Origin of the sequence: Ensifer sp. Root558 (assembly GCF_001427045.1) — a bacterium.
Lineage (GTDB): Bacteria > Pseudomonadota > Alphaproteobacteria > Rhizobiales > Rhizobiaceae > Ensifer > Ensifer adhaerens.
Genome location: NZ_LMGC01000001.1, coordinates 965601 through 981728 on the forward strand (window position 1 = coordinate 965601; position 16128 = coordinate 981728).

Sequence of the window (16128 nt, forward strand, 5' to 3'; positions counted from 1 at the left end):
CCGGTCTTGACGCCTGATCCGGCGGCGCGTGACGTCACGACGTGGCTCTTGTCTATTGCGGTAATCGGAAATGGTCGTCGATGAGACGGTGGTGGCGAGTGTCCTTGTGCCAGCCGATTGCCTTTCGGTAGCTGCCGAAAAGCTGCCTTTCATGCACGCCTTCGACGGTCAGGCCGTGGACGGCCTCAGCATCCGGTTCAACATACAGCGCATCGACGGGGCAGTAGAGTTCGCACATGAAGCAGGTCTGACATGCATCCTGACGCTTGATGAGCGGCGGTCCTTCGCGCTGTGCTTGGAACACGTTGGTGGGGCAGACCTGGACGCAAAGATTGCAGTCGGTGCATGTGTTGGTGTCTAGAACTTCAATCATTATTCTGCTGCTTGCTTGTATACGCCGGGATCGACCGCTTCGTGCCGAACGGCGATGTGGTCGAGGCCGCTGAGGATGAGCCTGTGGTGTTGGGCGGGGTTCTGCGTCGGATAATCCTCCCGTCTGTGCATACCGCGCGTTTCGGTACGAGAAAGCGCCGCGCGATACATGAAACGCGCCGTTGCCAGCATGGCCTGCGCCTGCCGTAGCTTGAGGGAATGATCCTCGTTGAGAGCGGTTGCCCGTCCGACGTTTTCCCAAAGCGCGTCCAGCCGCTTCAGAGATGCCGAAAGGGCCGAATGCGTGCGGAAGTAATTGATGTCGAGGGGGAATACCTCGTTCTGGACAGCCTTGATGATCTCTGCCGGGTCGATGCCCTTCGTGTCAGAGAGCGCGATGCATGCCGGGCCGAAATCGGTAGCGCTTACCCGCTGCAATGAATAGGACGCGGCAGCCGCGCCAGCAAAGGCACCTGTGGCGATCGCCCAGGCCGCGTTGTGGCTGCCACCGCCGGTGAACCCGCCGCAGATCGGCTCGCGGGTGGCGTTGTCGCCAGCGGCGTAAAGCCCCGGAACAGTCGAGGCCGGTCAGCCTCAATCCACCTGTACCACGGACCGTACCTTCAAGCCTCAGCTTGACTTCGAAGAAATCGGTAAAGGGATTTATGCCGCGCCTATCGAACGGAACGAAGAAGTTCGGCTGCGCGCGCCTGAGGATCGCCTTGACCTCATCAGTCCCGGCAAGGTCCAGCCGCGCAAACACCGGCTCCGAAAGCAAGGTGCGGGCGATGATCGAGCGCCCACGGGCCGAACCCGCTCCCTCGATCAGGCTGTGGTCCTTCCGGTAGAACTGCGCAAAGCGGTAAAGCGCCGTCTTGGTGATCGAGGCGAAGGCGGGCGAAATCGCGTAGGCGGAGGAAAATTCCATGCCCGAGAGTTCGGCGCCAACCTCCGCGCCCATCAGATAGCCGTCTCCGGTCAAGACGTCGCAGCCGAGTGCCTTGCTCATGAAGGCACAGCCGCCACCGGCAAGAACGACGGCGCCGGCGTTCACCACCCAATGACCGCCGGCCTGGCGCCGCAGGCCGCTTGCGCCGACGACGCGTCCTTCCAGTGTCAGCAGTTGCGTCGCCGGATGATGATCGAGAATGGTGATCCCGGCATTCCTTACCCGGCGCCGCATCAGCCGCATGTATTCCGGCCCCTGGACCGAGATACGCTGCTCTTCCCCGTCGTCGTTACGGGGGAAGGGGTAGCCCCAGTCCGCCAACCGTCGAGGACGGGCACCATCCAGGAACGTTCGGACAGATAACCGCCCATCGCCTCGCGGCTGGCCATGGCTGCCTCCCGTTCCGCCGGGTCCGGCGGCACATACCAGATCTGGGTGCCGGCCGAAGCCGTGGCACCGGAGCTGCCGCAATATCCCTTGTCGACCAGCACGACCTTAGCGTTGCTGGATGCAGCTTCGATGGCGGCCCAGCACCCGGCGGGTCCACCGCCAATCACGAGCACGTCGCAACCGATTTCGACGGCGGCGACGCTTGCCTCACCTGACTGTTGCAATGGCACACTCATGACAGGGATCCTCTCGACCAAGAAATATCGTTGCGATTTAAATCTATGCAATGCATAGATTTTTGAGTCGTTTTTGCCGGAGCCCGCCCATGCCTCTCGCCAGCCTCGCCATGTATGTAAGTCCGCCGCCGATCGAGGAGGCGACGCGGCTTTTCTGGAAAGCATTGGGGGACCGATTGCGTGGGTATGGCCTTGATGCGCCCGGGGCGCTTGACGAGACCGTCGCCTACAACGAGGCGTGGTTTCGTCCGGACCTGCTGTTCGGCCAGACCTGCGGATATCCCTATGTCCAGCACCTTCGCGGGAGGGTTCAACTGGTGGCGACGCCCGTTTACGACTTGCCTGGCTGCGACGGCCCGCACAAATGCAGTTTCATCATCGTCAATGCCCGGTCGTCGGCCAGCTCGCTCGGCGATCTGCGCGGGATGCGTGCGGCGATCAATGAACCGGGCAGCAATTCCGGCTACAACCTGTTTCGAGCTGCGGTGGCGCCACATGCGGTCGACGGCCGCTTTTTCTCGTCGGTCATCGAGACGGGCGGGCACCGAGCAAGCATCGATGCCGTAGCGACTGGCGCGGCCGACGTCGCGGCAATCGACTGCGTTACGTTCGGCAACACACTGCGCTTCGATCCCGATCGCGTGGCCGCGGTCCGTGTTCTTGCTGAGACGACGAAAGGACCCGGACTGCCCTTCATCACATCCGCCTTGACCTCGGCCAAAGACCTCATGATCCTGCGTCGTACACTGGCGGAGACGATCGGCGATCCTGAACTCGGCGGCGTCTGCGACACGCTCTCGCTCAAAGGCATCAGCCTCCTGGGCGATTCCGACTACGAGGCACTGGCCGAGCTTGATCGGGACGCTGCACGCCATGGTTACCCTGCTATCGTCTGAGGGATGACGGCCGGCCTTGCGGCCAGCGGAAAGTGACAGGCGACAGCGCGTCCGTCTTCGCCCGCCCGAAGGGCAGGGGCTTCTGCTGCGCAAATCGGCTGCACCAAGGGACAGCGGCTATGGAACCGGCATCCGGCCGGCGGATGGGCGGGACTCGGCAATTCTCCGGAAAGAACGATTCGTTCGTGTCGGCGGCTGGGATCGAGCGTCAGATTGGCCGAAAGAAGCGCTTGGGTATAGGGATGCGCGGGGCCGCGAAACAAAGCGGCGGTCGGCCCGCTCTCGACGATGCGTCCGAGATACATGACGGCAACCCGGTCCGCGACCCGCCCGACGACATTGAGATTGTGGGAGATCAGCAGATAGCTGAGGCCCAGGTGATCCTTGAGCCCTCGCAGAAGGTTCAAAAGATCGCCTTGTACCGAGATGTCGAGGCCGGCGGTCGGTTCGTCGGCGACGACGATCGACGGTTCGGCTGCAAGCACGCGGATCAGAGCCACGCGCCGCGCCTGCCCGCCACTGAGCTGATGGGGATAGCGAGAGAGAAGCTGCTCGCCAAGCCCGATCCTTTCGGCCAGCCGCATGATCCGCCCCCAGTTCTCGGCCGTGAAGGCGTTGCGGATCTTCAGGGGCTCGCTAAGCAAGGCTCGGACCGTCAGACGAGGCGAAAGGGACGCGACGGGATCCTGAAACAGGAGCTGGATCCGGCGCTGCAGGATGAGGCGGTGTTGCCTGGAGGCATCCTTTAGTGTCTCGCCCTCCACGGCAAGCGTGCCTTCGGAAAGCGGCTGCAGCCCGACGATCGCGCGGGCGATCGAGGACTTGCCGCAACCGCTTTCACCAATGAGTCCCAGGGTTTCGCCACGCCGCAGTTCAAGCGAGACGTTGTCGACCGCGGTGAGCCGATCGTAGCGTACCATCGCGTTATCGAGGGTTAGAATGGGGCGGGCCATTACACAGCCTCCTGCCAGCAGGAATAGGTTCGCCCCTCTCGCGTCTGCCGCCGGGGCGGCCTTTCATTGCAGCGGTCGTGGCGGGCAGGACAACGGCTGGCAAAAATGCAGCCTTGGGGACGGCGTGCAGGATCGGGCACGGTGCCGGGAATGGTTGCCAGATCCTGCGAGGGATCGAAGGCCGCATAGGGATCGATCTCGCAGGCGAGCAGCGCGCGGGTGTAAGGATGGCGCGGGCGGCTGAAGACGACGCGCACGGGTCCGTGTTCCACCACCGTGCCTGCATACATGACGATTACGCTGTCGCAGAGTTCGGCGATCAGGCCCATGCTATGGCTGATCACCAGCATGGAGGCGGACGTGCGCTGTCGTAGCCGGTCCAGCACCTCGACCACTTGCGCTTCGATCGTCGCGTCGAGCGCGGTTGTCGGCTCGTCGGCAATCAACAGCTTCGGTTCAACCAGGAGTGCCATGGCGATCACCACGCGCTGGCGCATGCCGCCGGAGAACTCGTGCGGATAGCGGTGCATGCGCGCTGCCGCATCCGGCACGCCGACATCGACAAGCATTGCTTGCGCGCGGCCCCAGAGCCTGTTGCGGCTCTCCCGGGGGAAGCGCCGCCGCTGGATATCGACGAGCTGCGTTCCGATGGTAAACATCGGATTGAGCGCGGTCATGGGATCCTGGAAGATCATTGCGATGTCGGTCCCTCGCAACGCCCTGGTTTCGTCTACGCCAAAGCGCATTTCGCGCCCATCGAAGGCGGCCCGACGCGTGGAAACCTGCGCGTTGCCGTCAAGCAGCCCGAGCAGGGCGAAGGCGACCGTTGACTTGCCGCTGCCGCTTTCGCCAACGAGACCGACGGACTGTCCGCGACCAATGGTTATATCGACGCCGTCGAGGATGTGAGCCGTGCTTTCGTGACCCCGGTAGGACACGTGCAGGTCTTCGATGGTGAGAAGGGCGTCAGTCAAAGGGCTTTCCTCAGCTTCGGGTCGAGCGTGTCGCGCAAGGCCTCGCCGAGAAGCGCGAAGCCGAGGGTAGCAAGGACGAGCGCCAGTCCGGAAAAGGTCGCGAGCCAAACCGACTGGTCGAGATAGGTATAGCCGTCATTCAAGAGGTTGCCCCAGCTTGCCAGCGGCGGACGCACGCCAAGCCCGAGAAAACTCAGGCCCGCCTCGATGGTGATGACAACAGGGATATCCATGCAGGCCAGCACGAAGATCGGACCAATGATGTTCGGGGTTACGTGATGCAGCACGACCCGCCAGGTCTCTGCCCCAAGCACTTTTTCGGCCTCGATGAAGGGACTGTTGCGAATGGCGATCGTCTGGGCGCGGGCAACTCGGCCGAAATGGGGAATGAAAACAATGCTGACAAGCAGCACGACATTACCGAGGCCAGGGCCGAACACGGCCACCAATGCCAAGGCCAGTATAATGCTGGGAAACGAAGTGACGATGTCGAAGACGCCGACCACGGCGAGATCGATTGCACGCGGCGAAAGGGCGGCCGCAATCCCGAAAGTGACGCCGGCGCTCAAGGAAATGGCAATGACCGAGAGTGAAATGCCGAGCGCCACCCGTGCTCCATAGATCAGCCGGCTGAGGATGTCGCGACCGAGATGGTCCGTTCCAAGCAGGTGCTGCCACGACGGCTCCATCAACCGGTTCGCCGGCGCTATTGCGTTCGGGCCATAGGGCGCAATCACCGGTGCGGCGATCGCCACCAGACAGAGAAGCGTCACCGCAAGCATTGCAAACGTGCCACCCGGGCGACGGGAAAGAGCGATGAAGGCTTGCATCTCAGTGTCCCTGACCAGATGTAAGGCGGGCGCGCTCGCGTGGATCGATCAGGCTCTGGGAGAGGTCGGCGATCAGATTGGTCAGCACATAGAGCATGACGATGACGAAGACGCCGCCCTGGACGACCGGATAGTTGCGTGTGCGAATGGCGTCGTAGATCAGCGAGCCGAGGCCCGGGCGGTTGAAGATCACTTCGGCAAAGACGGCGCCGCCGAGGAGTTCGCCGAAACCCATGCCAAGCACCGCCAGGGTCGGCAGGATTGCCGGCTTGAGTGCGTATTTCATCATGATCTTGGTTTGGCTGACACCATAGGCACGCAACGTGCGAACGTGGTTTTCCCCGAGGACCTCGAGCAGCGATGAGCGCAGGAGCCGGGCGATGTAGCCGACCCAGCCGGCCGCGAGCGCCGCCGTCGGCAATACGAGGTGCCAAAGCTGGTCGCCGAGGTTGCCGCTTTCCCCGGCGCCCAGCACCGGAAACCAGCGCAGATGCACGGAAAACACCATCAGCAGGAAGACCGATACGACGAAACTCGGCGTCGAAATGAATCCGACACTCAGGAACGCGACCATTCGATCTGTCTTGCCGCCCGGCCAGCGGGCGCTGAAAAGCGCCAACGGCAAGCCGAGGGCTACGGCGCACAGCATTGATGCGACCGCAAGCGCGGCCGTGTTCGGCAGCGCATTCAGAACCAGGCTGAGGACCGGCCGCCCGTTGAAGACGTCCTCTCCGAGATCGCCGGAGGCGAGCCTGCCGAAGAAGGTGAAAACCCGTTCGATCAGCGGCTTGTCGAGGCCGATGCGGGCATTGAGTGTCGCGACCGCTTCAGGCGTTGCGCGCGACCCAAGGATCACGGTCGCGGGATCCCCGGGGATTAGCCGCGTCAGGGCCATCAGGAGCACGACTGAACCGGCCACGGCAAGTGCCGCCGTCGCCAGCTTGAAGCCAAGATGGATTTGAAGGGACGCGCTCCTCATTGCAGCGCATCCTCTTCTGTCGCAACGCAGGCTGCCATCAGGTCAAGCCGTCGCTTGCGTAAAGGCGGTGTAAAGCCAGTTATTGCCGTTCGGCAGGACGCCGGGCTTCAGCCACTTTCGCGAAGCGAACGCGTTGAGGTTGTGGGTGATCCAGATAAAGGCAGCCGATTCGTCGAGAAGCTTCTGCGCTTCGATGTAGATCTTCTCGCGCTCGGCCGGATCGACCGTGACGCCGCCTTTCTCGTGCAAGGCATCGAAATCGGCATTCTTCCAGCGTTGCCAGTTCCACTGACCGACTTGCGCCGAGGTGAACCATTGTGTCTGGAAGCCGGGGTCGAACTTGCCGTTGAATTTGATGAGCGAAAGTTCGAGGTCCTTGCTGGCGTCGTTTTCGCCGAGCGCCCAGTAGGCGGCCGATTCCAATGCCTCGATCTCGACCTCGATACCCACTTCGGCAAAGTTTGCCTGGATGATCTGGGCGATCGCCTCATAGCGGGCATTGGCCTCGATGGTGAGCTTCGTCTTGAAACCGTCGGCGTGACCCGCCTCTCTAAGCAGCGCCTGCGCCTTATCGAGGTCACGGGCATGGACCGGCGCGTCCTTCCAGTAGCCCAGCAGGCTCGGGGCAAGCAGAGCGTTAGCGCGCGGATAAAGGCCGGAATAGGCGCCTTGCAGGATGGCATCGATATCGACGGCATAGCGGATGGCCTGACGCACGCGGATATCGTCGAACGGCGCCTTCTCGATGTTCGGGCCGAACCAGACATAGTCGATCGCCGGGATCTCGGTGATGCTTGCATCCGGCAGCGCCGCCATCGACTTTCCGTTTTCGGGATCGATCGCGGTGAAGTCGATCTCCCCGGACTTAAAGGCGATTTCGGCGGTCTTCTGCTCGCCGATCGGCTTGCCGACGATCTGATGGAAATGCGCCTTGATCGGTCCCTTGTAGTCCGGGTTGATCTCAAGCACGAACTGTTCACGCGGCGTCCATTCCTTGAGCACGTAGGGTCCACTTCCGACGAGCTTGGTGGCGATATCCTTGCCGAGCGCCTCGAAAGCCTTCTTCGAGACGATGCGGCCGGAACCGTCGGCGAGCGCGATCGTATAGAGCGCCGGCGCCGGATTCTTGAGGATGATCCGACCCTCGAGCGGCGCGGTTACCTCCACGCGATCGAGCGCTGACCAGTCCTTCGCGTAGGTGACGGGCTTGCCTTCCGCGTCTGGCGTGATGAAGCGTTCGAAAGAGAACTTCACGTCTTCCGCTGTCAGGTCGCCGTAGCCGCCGGTGAAGGCGAGGCCACTGCGCAGCTTGAAGCGGATTTCAGTATCACTCACCTGTTCCAGTTCTTCGGCCGCATCCAATTCCCATTCGGTCGAGCCGGGCTTGAAGGAGATCAGCCCCTGCTGCACCGACCAGATGACGTTGAGGTCGATCGGACCGGATCGATTGGCCGGATCGAGGTTCGAGAGATCCTTTTCGACGCGCACGGTGATCTTGGTGCGATCGGCGCCGGCAAAGGCCGGATGGACGCCACCAAGCGCAACGATCGTCGCGAGGGAAGCGCCGCCGACAAGTACCTGCCGTCGCGTGGGGTTGAATGTCATGGCATGTCCTCCAGGATTGGCGCTCCCCAGGGCAGGGCAGCGCGTCAATTCGATGGGCGCATTAGAGCTAATAATACATCAATTACATAGAATAAATATTTTACGTTTCGTTCTTCTGACGCAACCAGTTTTCCGTTTTTCAGCGCCGTCTTGCAAAGACATGCGGCGCGGGTTCCGGTGCAGCGCGATTATATTGGCGGTTGAATTCTATTGCTTTTTTCGCTTTCCGGGTAACACGACATGTCCAATTCTCGGTCTTCAGAAGACCTTCCGTCACAATCGTCCCTCTCCAGCATCACCCGTATTGAGTGGCAGACCGTCGTTCTCGCGCTCGTCATTTATGGCGGCTTTCTTGGGCTTACCTGGTTTTGGCAATCGCTCCCCCTTGCGGTTGTCATCGCGCTCGGCGGATGGCTGATTGCCTGGCATGGATCGCTGCAACACGAGGTCATCCATGGCCATCCAACCCGAAATCGGAGCATCAACGACGCCATCGGCTGGCCGCCGCTGTCGCTTTGGCTGCCCTACGCGATCTACCGCGAGGGACACTTGACCCATCACCGCGATGAACATCTGACGGATCCCATAGAGGACCCGGAGTCATCCTATCTCACCCAGGCAGGCTGGGATCGGCTGGGTCTCGTCGGGCGGTCTCTGGCCAGGTGGAACAGCACCCTGTTCGGGCGCTTGATCCTGGGTCCGCTGGTGATGATCGTCAGTTTCTTGGCGCAGGAGGCAGCACTCCTCCTGGAAGGGGCCCGAGCCCGCAGCAACTTCTGGATCCGTCACGCGATCGGCGTAGCCGCCGTTCTGGTCTGGGTCATCGCCGTCTGCGGCATGCCTCTGTGGCTCTACCTCTTCGGCTTTGTCTATGTCGGCGCGGCCCTGACCCGGTTGCGCTCCTATGCGGAGCACCGTTACGCCGATCATCACGACGAGCGCACAGCGATCGTCGAAAACAGCACGCTCTTTGGTTTGTTGTTTCTCTACAACAACCTGCATGTCCTCCACCACCAGCGGCCGGGTGTTCCCTGGTACCGGATCCCGGCGCTTTACCAACGGCACAAGCAGACGCTTGTGTTGATCAATGGCGGGCTCATCTATGACGGCTATCTCGACGTGGCGCGCCGCTACTTCTTCCGGCCGCATGACGACCTGCGTCATCCCCTTCACAGAAGCTCGTCGTCAATGATCTCTAGCGAGTATCTGTAGAGGAGAGGATTGCACGACAGATCTTCGGCGGCGGGATTCCAGTGTGCACGGCCGGAATGCTGGTGGGTATTTCCGATGCGCAGAGCATTCTATATCGCTTAAATATTGGTGGTTTCGCAGAAACCGCATGCCGGCAGGGTTTCAACCTTCACGGCCGTTGCCGACAAAGCCTCAGCGAGCGGCCGTCGCGCATAGGGCTTTGCACGTGGCCGGAAGTGACGTGGCGCCGATGCGTTCGACGTCCGCGTAGCCGGTCGCCAGGACAATCGGGAGGTTCGGATACGGCGCCATGATCGTGGTCGCCAATCCTCGGTTCAGCCGTAGGTGTCATGCGTATGGTGACGACTCGCCTGTTGCCTTCGCTCCGCTCGACACTAGTTACCTGTGATCAACGGAGGGCAAAAATGGACACAAGCGTTATGTCGAAGGCCAAAACAGGTGTCGAAGGGCTGGACGACATCCTTTCGGGGGGGTTGTCACGTCGACACGTATTCCTTCTCGAGGGGGCGCCGGGCACGGGGAAGACCACGATCGCCATGCAGTTTGTTCAGCAGGGCGCCGCGCTCGGTGAGAAATGTCTCTATATCACGTTGTCCGAAACCGAGGATGAGCTACGCGACAGTGCCTTGTCGCACGGGATGGAAATCCATAGAAATATCGAAATATTCGAGCTCGTTCCGCCTGAGAGCCTGTTGAACGCCGAACAACAGCAGAGCTTGCTCTACTCGTCGGATCTGGAACTCGGCGAGACCACCAAAATGATATTTGAGGTTTTCGAAAGGGTTCAGCCGAACCGCGTCGTGCTCGACAGCCTGTCGGAAATCAGGCTGCTTGCCCAAAGCTCCCTTCGCTATCGCCGGCAAATTCTGGCTTTGAAGCACTTCTTTTCGTCTACAGGCGCCACGGTCTTGCTTCTCGACGACATGACCTCCGACAGTCTCGACAAGACGGTTCACAGCGTAGTGCACGGGGTTATTCACCTTGAACAACTGGCGCCGAGCTATGGTTCGGAAAGACGCCGCCTGAGGATTACCAAGTACCGCGGTCAGGCATTCCGCGGTGGTTATCACGACTTTATCATCAAGACTGGAGGTGTTTCCGTCTTTCCGCGATTGCGAGCGATCGAGCACCGCACGGAGTTCGAGCGCTCTACGTTAAAGAGCGGGATCGCTGAACTTGACGCGTTGCTGGGTGGCGGCATCGAGCGGGGATCGAGCACGCTGTTGATCGGTCCTGCGGGCATGGGTAAAAGTCTCTTTGCGCTTCAATTCGTCGAAGCGGCCGTCAAGCGTGGCGAAAAGGCCGCCCTCTTCATCTTCGATGAAGAACTGGGGCTGCTGTTCCGGCGCATGAAAGACCTTGGCTTTGACTTGGAAGACTACCAGCGGGACGGCTCTATTCACATCGAGCAGTTGGATGCAGCTGAGGTTTCACCTGGCGAGTTCGCCCAGCGTGTGCGCGAGCACGTTACCAGATTTGACGCAAAGACGGTCGTCATAGACAGCATCAACGGCTATCAGGCCTCCATGCCGGAGGAAAGCGCGCTCGTCCTCCACATCCACGAGCTGCTGCAGTATCTGAACCGCCAGGGCGCAAACACCTTCGTAACGGTGGCGCAGCATGGTCTGGTCGGTGACATGAAGTCGCCGGTAGACGTGACCTATCTCGCCGACACCGTCGTTCTGCTGCGCTACTTCGAGGCGGTCGGCAAGGTCAGGAGGGCGATCTCCGTCGTGAAAAAGCGGACCGGCAAACACGAGGACACGATAAGGGAGTTTACGATCGGCCAGGGCGGCCTTTCGCTTGGAGATCCTCTTTCGGATTTCCAGGGCGTGTTACGCGGCGTCCCGACCTTTGTCGGTGAAAACCAACCGCTGCTGAAGTCAAGTGAGGGCGAGGACGATTCCAAATAGAGACGCCATTGCTCTGATCCATGCCCCTTTGGGAAGGGACGCGCAGATCGCGGCCGCGCTTTTGTCGGAAGCCGGCATTCGGCCGAAAATCGGCAAGGACGTTGCCGCTTTCGTCTCGGCTCTGGATGAGGATGTTGCTTTTGCTGTCGTGACGGAGGAGGCCTTGCGCTCGGCCGACCTTCGCCCACTTTCGGCGTGGATCAAATCGCAACCGAGCTGGTCCGACCTTCCCTTTATCATCTTGACCCATCGAGGAGGTGGGCCTGAGCGTAACCCTTCCGCGAGCCGCCTGTTGGAGGTGCTGGGGAACGTCAGCTTTGTAGAACGACCATTTCATGCCACGACGTTCATCAGCGTTGCGAGGTCGGCGCTGCGGGGCCGCCGACGCCAGTACGAAGCTCGACTCCGGATCGAGGCGCTGGACGAGGGGGAACGGCGGCTAAAGACGGCGCTTGAGGCAGGCCATCTGGGTGCGTGGGAACTCGACCTCACCACCTATGCTCTCACCACATCGATCACCTGTCGGGGGGTGTTCGGCAGGAGCGCTGGCGGGGCATTCACCTATGGCGACCTCCTTGCCGCTACTCATCCTGACGATGTGGAGAGGATGAAAACGGCGATGCAGGCCACCATCGAGAGCGGGGCCGACTATGCAATCGAATATCGTACCGTCTGGCCCGACAGGTCCATTCATTGGGCGGAAATGCGCGCGCAGCTCTATCGCGACCGGAGTGGGAACGCGGTCAAGTTGGTTGGCGTCTCTTCTGATATCACCGCCAGGGTATCGTCCGAAGAGCAGCAAAAGCGATTGAACGAGATCCTTGAAGAGCGTGTCGCCGAGCGGACGGCTGAACTGCACAAGGCTCACGGAACCGTCATGGCGGAAGTGGCCCAGCGCGAGCGTGCCGAGGCGCAGCTTCGGCAGGCCCAGAAGATGGAAGCTATCGGTCAGCTGACAGGTGGAGTCGCTCACGATTTCAACAATCTTTTGATGGCGGTGCTAGGAAACCTGGAGCTCCTGCGCAAACACACTGGTGGTGACGCGAAAGCCGAGCGTTTGATCGATGGTGCGCTTCAGGGCGCAAAGCGCGGTGCGTCGCTAACACAGCGGCTTTTGGCATTCGCGCGCCGGCAGGACCTCAGTGTAGATCCAGTAGATCTGGGCGAGTTGGTGAGGGAGATGACGGATCTCCTTAATCGATCAGTCGGCACGGGCATTGTGATCGAAATTCGCATTCCCGATCGAATGGATCCGGTACTTGCTGACTCCAACCAGTTGGAGCTCGCCCTTCTCAACCTCGTGGTGAATGCCCGAGATGCTATGCCGAACGGCGGGACGATCTGCATATCGCTTCAGGTGGAGAATGTGGCGAAGCCGGAGGGCGAACTCGCGGCGGGTCGGTACGGCGTGCTCTCCGTTGCCGACGAGGGCCACGGCATGGATGACAACACGCTGCAAAAGGCGATAGAGCCGTTCTTCTCGACCAAGGAACTTGGCAAGGGGACGGGTTTGGGCTTGTCGATGATTCATGGCCTCGCCCTTCAGTTGCAAGGAGCGCTGCGGCTCACTAGCACGCCAGGGAAAGGCACCAGAGCCGAGCTCTGGATTCCGGTTTCGGACGAAAGCCCAGTTGTGTCAAAGGACACGGAGGTTTCGGAACCGGACCAAAGGGTAAAACCGCTACGCGTTCTTCTGGTGGACGATGATTTCCTGATCGCCATGAGTTCGGTCGACATGCTCGTCGATCTGGGCCACGAGGTCGTCGAGGCGCATTCTGGAAAGGAGGCACTCGCTCATCTTAAGGACGATGGCCGCTTCGACCTGCTCATCACGGATTATTCTATGCCGGAAATGACGGGGGGAGACCTCGCAAATGCCGCGCGGGACCTATTTCCGGATCTTCCGATTCTCATTGCATCGGGATATGCCGAGCTGCCACCCGGCATCGATTTCGACGTGGCGAGGCTCGCAAAGCCCTACAGTCAGCAACAACTCGCCGTGGAGATCGAGAGTGTCCTCAGGGGTCTAAGTTAGACCAACGCGATAGGTTATGAATGGCTTTGGCACGGTGCCGATCGTCACGTCCTCTTGTTAGACGCCACCCCAGCTTGGGTGGCGCGCCATTGCTTCTAGTTGATCAAGCTCAAGCTCAAGCGACTGCGGGCGGTTTGACAAGGAACGGATGCCGGCCGTGGCGGACACCCTCACGCGCCATCGCTTCTTCAAATAGCTCCGCCTCGTCGCTGACGCCGCCACGAAACTCATCCCTTAGAAAGCCCGCAAAGGGATCGGCAAGCGAAGCAGCCAAACAGCTACTGAGTGCTCTGTGTTTTGCTGCAGGACCTTACCCAGCGCCGAAGCAAGAGGCCGCTGGCGGCGGCGTTTAGAACTGCCTTATTGATCCGGTCGTACCTCATTGTCATCGCTGTTACCCCGCGCGCATCCATCGCGCTGGGAAGGTTGAGCCTGCGCGGACCGGCCTTCCTGCTCGGAGTGCGTGCCTGGGCCTCGCGCCACAAGGGTCAAACCAACGCCTGGGCGCCCGAGAACTTGGACGGGTGGTTGGGCAAGGACTGGCAGCGATTGAGGATCTACACACGTTTCTGGCCGGCCGCGAACAAACAGGCATTGTCAAAGGCAGTACGATTGCCGGAAACTTGAAATCCGAAAGCAGAAAACCAGAATTCCGCTCAATATGTCAAAGTTACTTTCAATTGAGCCTTCAGAGGCGCACAATGTGATCATCGCTGGACTTTAAGAAGGGCTCCGGCGGCTGGAAGATCAAAAAGCGCTTTCGCCCCAACTGGAGGAGATTGCGCCATGTTTGTTCCGCAACAATCCGGATACATACTTCCTGAAGATTTCACTGTAATTGCCACGGTCTATGAGAAGATCGTGAGTGCTCGCGCGATAAACCGCCAAAGCGACGAGGGAGAGTGGCTGGCCCGATACACCCTTGAATTGTTCATGAGCGGCACGCGTGATGCGCGGGAACTCGAAACGCGTTTGGAGGAGTTCAGCCTCCCCATGAGCGGCGACGGGAACTCCCGCGTAGTAGATTTGTTGCCTGATTTGTCAGCATGGGCGCGGAGCCTGACTGCCTCGCCGAGTGAGGCGACTGCCCTGACTGAACAAACGCTCGATTACGCGATCGAACATGTAGAAGAATTTATTGCGACCTCGGATGTCAGAAGATGGTTGGTGCGTCTGATGGTGGAGCTCCGCCTGGGGCGTCGACCGCGGTAGAGATCGATTGAGCTGGTAAACGTATCGTTTCGCTCGCCGACCCTCTTAAATGACGGATGACGCAGGTTGCGGTCATGGGGCCATGCTTCAGCGACAGCTATAGGTAGCAGAAATGGCGCGCCCCTTCGTTTCAGCACAACTGGCGGGCGGATCGCCGGCATGATGTCGAGAGGCTCGCGAAGCTGCACGGATTCCTTGTTCCATCCGGCACCGTACAAGTTCCGCGCCCTTCTTCGCCGCCAGCAGCAGTCGGTCAATGGCGCCAGTTACTGTCGCGCCCCCATAACCTCCGATCACAAAGGTGTCGCGAGGCACGCATTTAATCTTCTGACGCTCCGGCCAGTGCCCCGATCGATAGGGCGGGTCCCCCTGCTTGGCTTGATCCCTTCGTGCCCGTGTTCGCACGCGACGCGGAAGAACTCGGCGCCGTAAGCGTGCATTTCCTTGCAGAAGCGGATCGCGCCAGTCCTGCCAGAGACGATCGGTTATGAGCAGTTGCTGTTGTTCGGCAAGTGGCATCATCCCGAGATAGATGCGGAACAACGAAGGCAAAGAAGATGATTTCGGCGGCATCGTGCAGGCTCGGATGCCTGCCAACCGCTGCGCTGAAGCAGGCCGAAGTCGGACCCTGGTCGTCGAGAACAACCGCCTCGCCAGATGGCCGTACTCGCGAGGCTCGGCGACCCGAACTTTTCGTCGTCGTGACCGCCACGGGTGATTGCCCTCACGTTGCCCGCTTCAGCATGGTGAGGCGATAGCCGTGCCACCTCGAAGGCCATTCAGGACCTCGCGGCGGCCCGTTGCACCGCGGCGTTGCAGGGTCAAAAGAGGAGGAGGAGGGAACTGCTTGGGCCTCGTTGAACCGATTCAAGCCAGACTATGGTCTGGGCGGGGGCAAGACCTAAGTCGAAGTGCGTGCGACTGAAGTCTGACCCTGGAACGCTAATTGCCCAAGAACGTTTGCAAAGTGTTCCCGCTTTGAGAGCAGGGAATTCAAAACAGATGGAGACGTACATGAAGAAGGTTGTCAGTTCTGCCCTTGCAGGTTTGTTTCTGCTCGGGGCTTCCGGCTTTGGTTTTGCTCAAACGGTCCTAGTCACGCCAGAGCAGGAAACGGTCGTTCGCGAATACGTGAAGAAGAAACCCCTCGCTTCCATCAATCTTCCGGGCGTTGAGCTGAATGTGGGCTCCGCACTCCCCGAGACGGTGGAATTGCACACCATTGATGCGCCGGACATCAAATACCGCTATGTGGTCATCGATAATCGCACCGTGCTGGTAGATCCAGGCACTCGCAAGATCGTTCGCGTTATCGAATGACTGAAGACACGTCCCTTCCTTTCGGGGAAGGGACGTCTTCGCGAGCTACGCGAGGAAGAACGGCGATTGGACTTTAGTCCCATGATCTGGCCGCAAAGGTCCTAATCCGTAGCGGTCCCATATCGTCGCGTTATTTTAGCTTTAGCCTGTGGACAATCCATCCAGTGCTCCATAGCGACAACGACGCCGAGGCAGCCTACCCGCCCTTCGGTTCGTTCTGGTGTCGTTGCCGACAGGAGGATCGAGAATGTA

At 60.4% G+C, this 16128-nt stretch carries 15 protein-coding genes; 6 read left to right on the forward strand and 9 right to left on the reverse strand.

What is annotated here, in order from left to right; genetic code table 11:
* Window positions 1-52: 52 nt before the first annotated feature.
* Genes ASD63_RS04770 through ASD63_RS35985 form a run of 4 tightly spaced genes read right to left on the reverse strand, consistent with a single transcriptional unit; the run spans window position 53 to window position 1947 of the window.
* On the reverse strand, window positions 53-373 hold the full coding sequence (locus tag ASD63_RS04770; protein WP_060528829.1) for a ferredoxin family protein: 321 nt from the start codon (window positions 371-373) through the stop codon (window positions 53-55).
* Window positions 373-810: an FAD-binding protein gene (locus tag ASD63_RS35975; protein ID WP_244497213.1), complete on the reverse strand. Its 438-nt coding sequence runs from the start codon at window positions 808-810 to the stop codon at window positions 373-375. The genes ASD63_RS04770 and ASD63_RS35975 overlap by 1 nt, the downstream gene beginning before the upstream one ends.
* Window positions 758-1564 carry an FAD-binding protein gene (locus ASD63_RS35980; protein WP_244497214.1) on the reverse strand — a complete coding sequence of 269 codons (807 nt, stop codon included), beginning with the start codon at window positions 1562-1564 and terminating at the stop codon, window positions 758-760. The genes ASD63_RS35975 and ASD63_RS35980 overlap by 53 nt, the downstream gene beginning before the upstream one ends.
* Window positions 1555-1947, reverse strand: a complete 393-nt coding sequence (locus tag ASD63_RS35985; RefSeq protein WP_244497215.1) for an FAD-binding protein — start codon at window positions 1945-1947, stop codon at window positions 1555-1557. The genes ASD63_RS35980 and ASD63_RS35985 overlap by 10 nt, the downstream gene beginning before the upstream one ends.
* An 89-nt stretch (window positions 1948-2036) precedes the next feature.
* Between ASD63_RS35985 and ASD63_RS04780 the strand changes: the two genes are divergently transcribed.
* Entirely contained in the window at window positions 2037-2843 is an 807-nt protein-coding gene (locus tag ASD63_RS04780; protein ID WP_034799887.1) for a PhnD/SsuA/transferrin family substrate-binding protein, read from the forward strand.
* On the opposite strand, the gene ASD63_RS04785 is transcribed toward ASD63_RS04780, so the two are convergent.
* Genes ASD63_RS04785 through ASD63_RS04805 form a run of 5 tightly spaced genes read right to left on the reverse strand, consistent with a single transcriptional unit; the run spans window position 2825 to window position 8184 of the window.
* Window positions 2825-3796 carry an oligopeptide/dipeptide ABC transporter ATP-binding protein gene (locus tag ASD63_RS04785; RefSeq protein ID WP_034799888.1) on the reverse strand — a complete coding sequence of 324 codons (972 nt, stop codon included), beginning with the start codon at window positions 3794-3796 and terminating at the stop codon, window positions 2825-2827. The two genes, ASD63_RS04780 and ASD63_RS04785, sit on opposite strands and share 19 nt — an antisense overlap.
* Window positions 3796-4770, reverse strand: a complete 975-nt coding sequence (locus ASD63_RS04790) for an ABC transporter ATP-binding protein (protein ID WP_060528830.1) — start codon at window positions 4768-4770, stop codon at window positions 3796-3798. Before ASD63_RS04790 ends, ASD63_RS04785 begins: the two co-directional genes overlap by 1 nt.
* Window positions 4767-5600 carry an ABC transporter permease gene (locus ASD63_RS04795; protein WP_034799891.1) on the reverse strand — a complete coding sequence of 278 codons (834 nt, stop codon included), beginning with the start codon at window positions 5598-5600 and terminating at the stop codon, window positions 4767-4769. The genes ASD63_RS04790 and ASD63_RS04795 overlap by 4 nt, the downstream gene beginning before the upstream one ends.
* Window position 5601: 1 nt before the next feature.
* Window positions 5602-6579 (reverse strand): ABC transporter permease, encoded by a 978-nt coding sequence (locus ASD63_RS04800; protein ID WP_060528831.1) that lies wholly within the window; start codon window positions 6577-6579, stop codon window positions 5602-5604.
* Window positions 6580-6621: 42 nt separating this feature from the next.
* Window positions 6622-8184, reverse strand: coding sequence for an ABC transporter substrate-binding protein (locus ASD63_RS04805; RefSeq protein WP_034799894.1), 1563 nt, complete (start codon window positions 8182-8184; stop codon window positions 6622-6624).
* Between the two features lie 240 nt (window positions 8185-8424).
* Between ASD63_RS04805 and ASD63_RS04810 the strand changes: the two genes are divergently transcribed.
* From ASD63_RS04810 to ASD63_RS04835, 5 genes are all read left to right on the forward strand, one after another.
* Window positions 8425-9396: a fatty acid desaturase gene (locus ASD63_RS04810; RefSeq protein ID WP_060528832.1), complete on the forward strand. Its 972-nt coding sequence runs from the start codon at window positions 8425-8427 to the stop codon at window positions 9394-9396.
* 404 nt (window positions 9397-9800) lie between these two features.
* On the forward strand, window positions 9801-11309 hold the full coding sequence (locus tag ASD63_RS04815) for an ATPase domain-containing protein (protein WP_060528833.1): 1509 nt from the start codon (window positions 9801-9803) through the stop codon (window positions 11307-11309).
* On the forward strand, window positions 11284-13344 hold the full coding sequence (locus ASD63_RS04820; RefSeq protein ID WP_244497216.1) for an ATP-binding protein: 2061 nt from the start codon (window positions 11284-11286) through the stop codon (window positions 13342-13344). The genes ASD63_RS04815 and ASD63_RS04820 overlap by 26 nt, the downstream gene beginning before the upstream one ends.
* 786 nt (window positions 13345-14130) lie before the next feature.
* Window positions 14131-14556 (forward strand): hypothetical protein, encoded by a 426-nt coding sequence (locus tag ASD63_RS34880; RefSeq protein ID WP_060528835.1) that lies wholly within the window; start codon window positions 14131-14133, stop codon window positions 14554-14556.
* A gap of 1014 nt (window positions 14557-15570) precedes the next feature.
* The gene (locus ASD63_RS04835) at window positions 15571-15876 is read left to right on the forward strand and encodes a DUF1236 domain-containing protein (RefSeq protein ID WP_034799902.1); all 306 of its coding nucleotides are present in this window, start codon (window positions 15571-15573) and stop codon (window positions 15874-15876) included.
* Window positions 15877-16128 lie beyond the last annotated feature (252 nt).

Excerpts from the sequence above, each read along its gene's own strand:
- ASD63_RS04770 (WP_060528829.1), bottom strand. The coding sequence starts at position 373 with ATGATTGAAGTTCTAGACACCAACACATGCACCGACTGCAATCTTTGC.
- ASD63_RS35980 (WP_244497214.1), bottom strand. The coding sequence starts at position 1,564 with ATGCGGCTGATGCGGCGCCGGGTAAGGAATGCCGGGATCACCATTCTC.
- ASD63_RS35985 (WP_244497215.1), bottom strand. The coding sequence starts at position 1,947 with ATGAGTGTGCCATTGCAACAGTCAGGTGAGGCAAGCGTCGCCGCCGTC.
- ASD63_RS04780 (WP_034799887.1), top strand. The coding sequence starts at position 2,037 with ATGCCTCTCGCCAGCCTCGCCATGTATGTAAGTCCGCCGCCGATCGAG.
- ASD63_RS04785 (WP_034799888.1), bottom strand. The coding sequence starts at position 3,796 with ATGGCCCGCCCCATTCTAACCCTCGATAACGCGATGGTACGCTACGAT.
- ASD63_RS04795 (WP_034799891.1), bottom strand. The coding sequence starts at position 5,600 with ATGCAAGCCTTCATCGCTCTTTCCCGTCGCCCGGGTGGCACGTTTGCA.
- ASD63_RS04800 (WP_060528831.1), bottom strand. The coding sequence starts at position 6,579 with ATGAGGAGCGCGTCCCTTCAAATCCATCTTGGCTTCAAGCTGGCGACG.
- ASD63_RS04805 (WP_034799894.1), bottom strand. The coding sequence starts at position 8,184 with ATGACATTCAACCCCACGCGACGGCAGGTACTTGTCGGCGGCGCTTCC.
- ASD63_RS04810 (WP_060528832.1), top strand. The coding sequence starts at position 8,425 with ATGTCCAATTCTCGGTCTTCAGAAGACCTTCCGTCACAATCGTCCCTC.
- ASD63_RS04815 (WP_060528833.1), top strand. The coding sequence starts at position 9,801 with ATGGACACAAGCGTTATGTCGAAGGCCAAAACAGGTGTCGAAGGGCTG.
- ASD63_RS34880 (WP_060528835.1), top strand. The coding sequence starts at position 14,131 with ATGTTTGTTCCGCAACAATCCGGATACATACTTCCTGAAGATTTCACT.
- ASD63_RS04835 (WP_034799902.1), top strand. The coding sequence starts at position 15,571 with ATGAAGAAGGTTGTCAGTTCTGCCCTTGCAGGTTTGTTTCTGCTCGGG.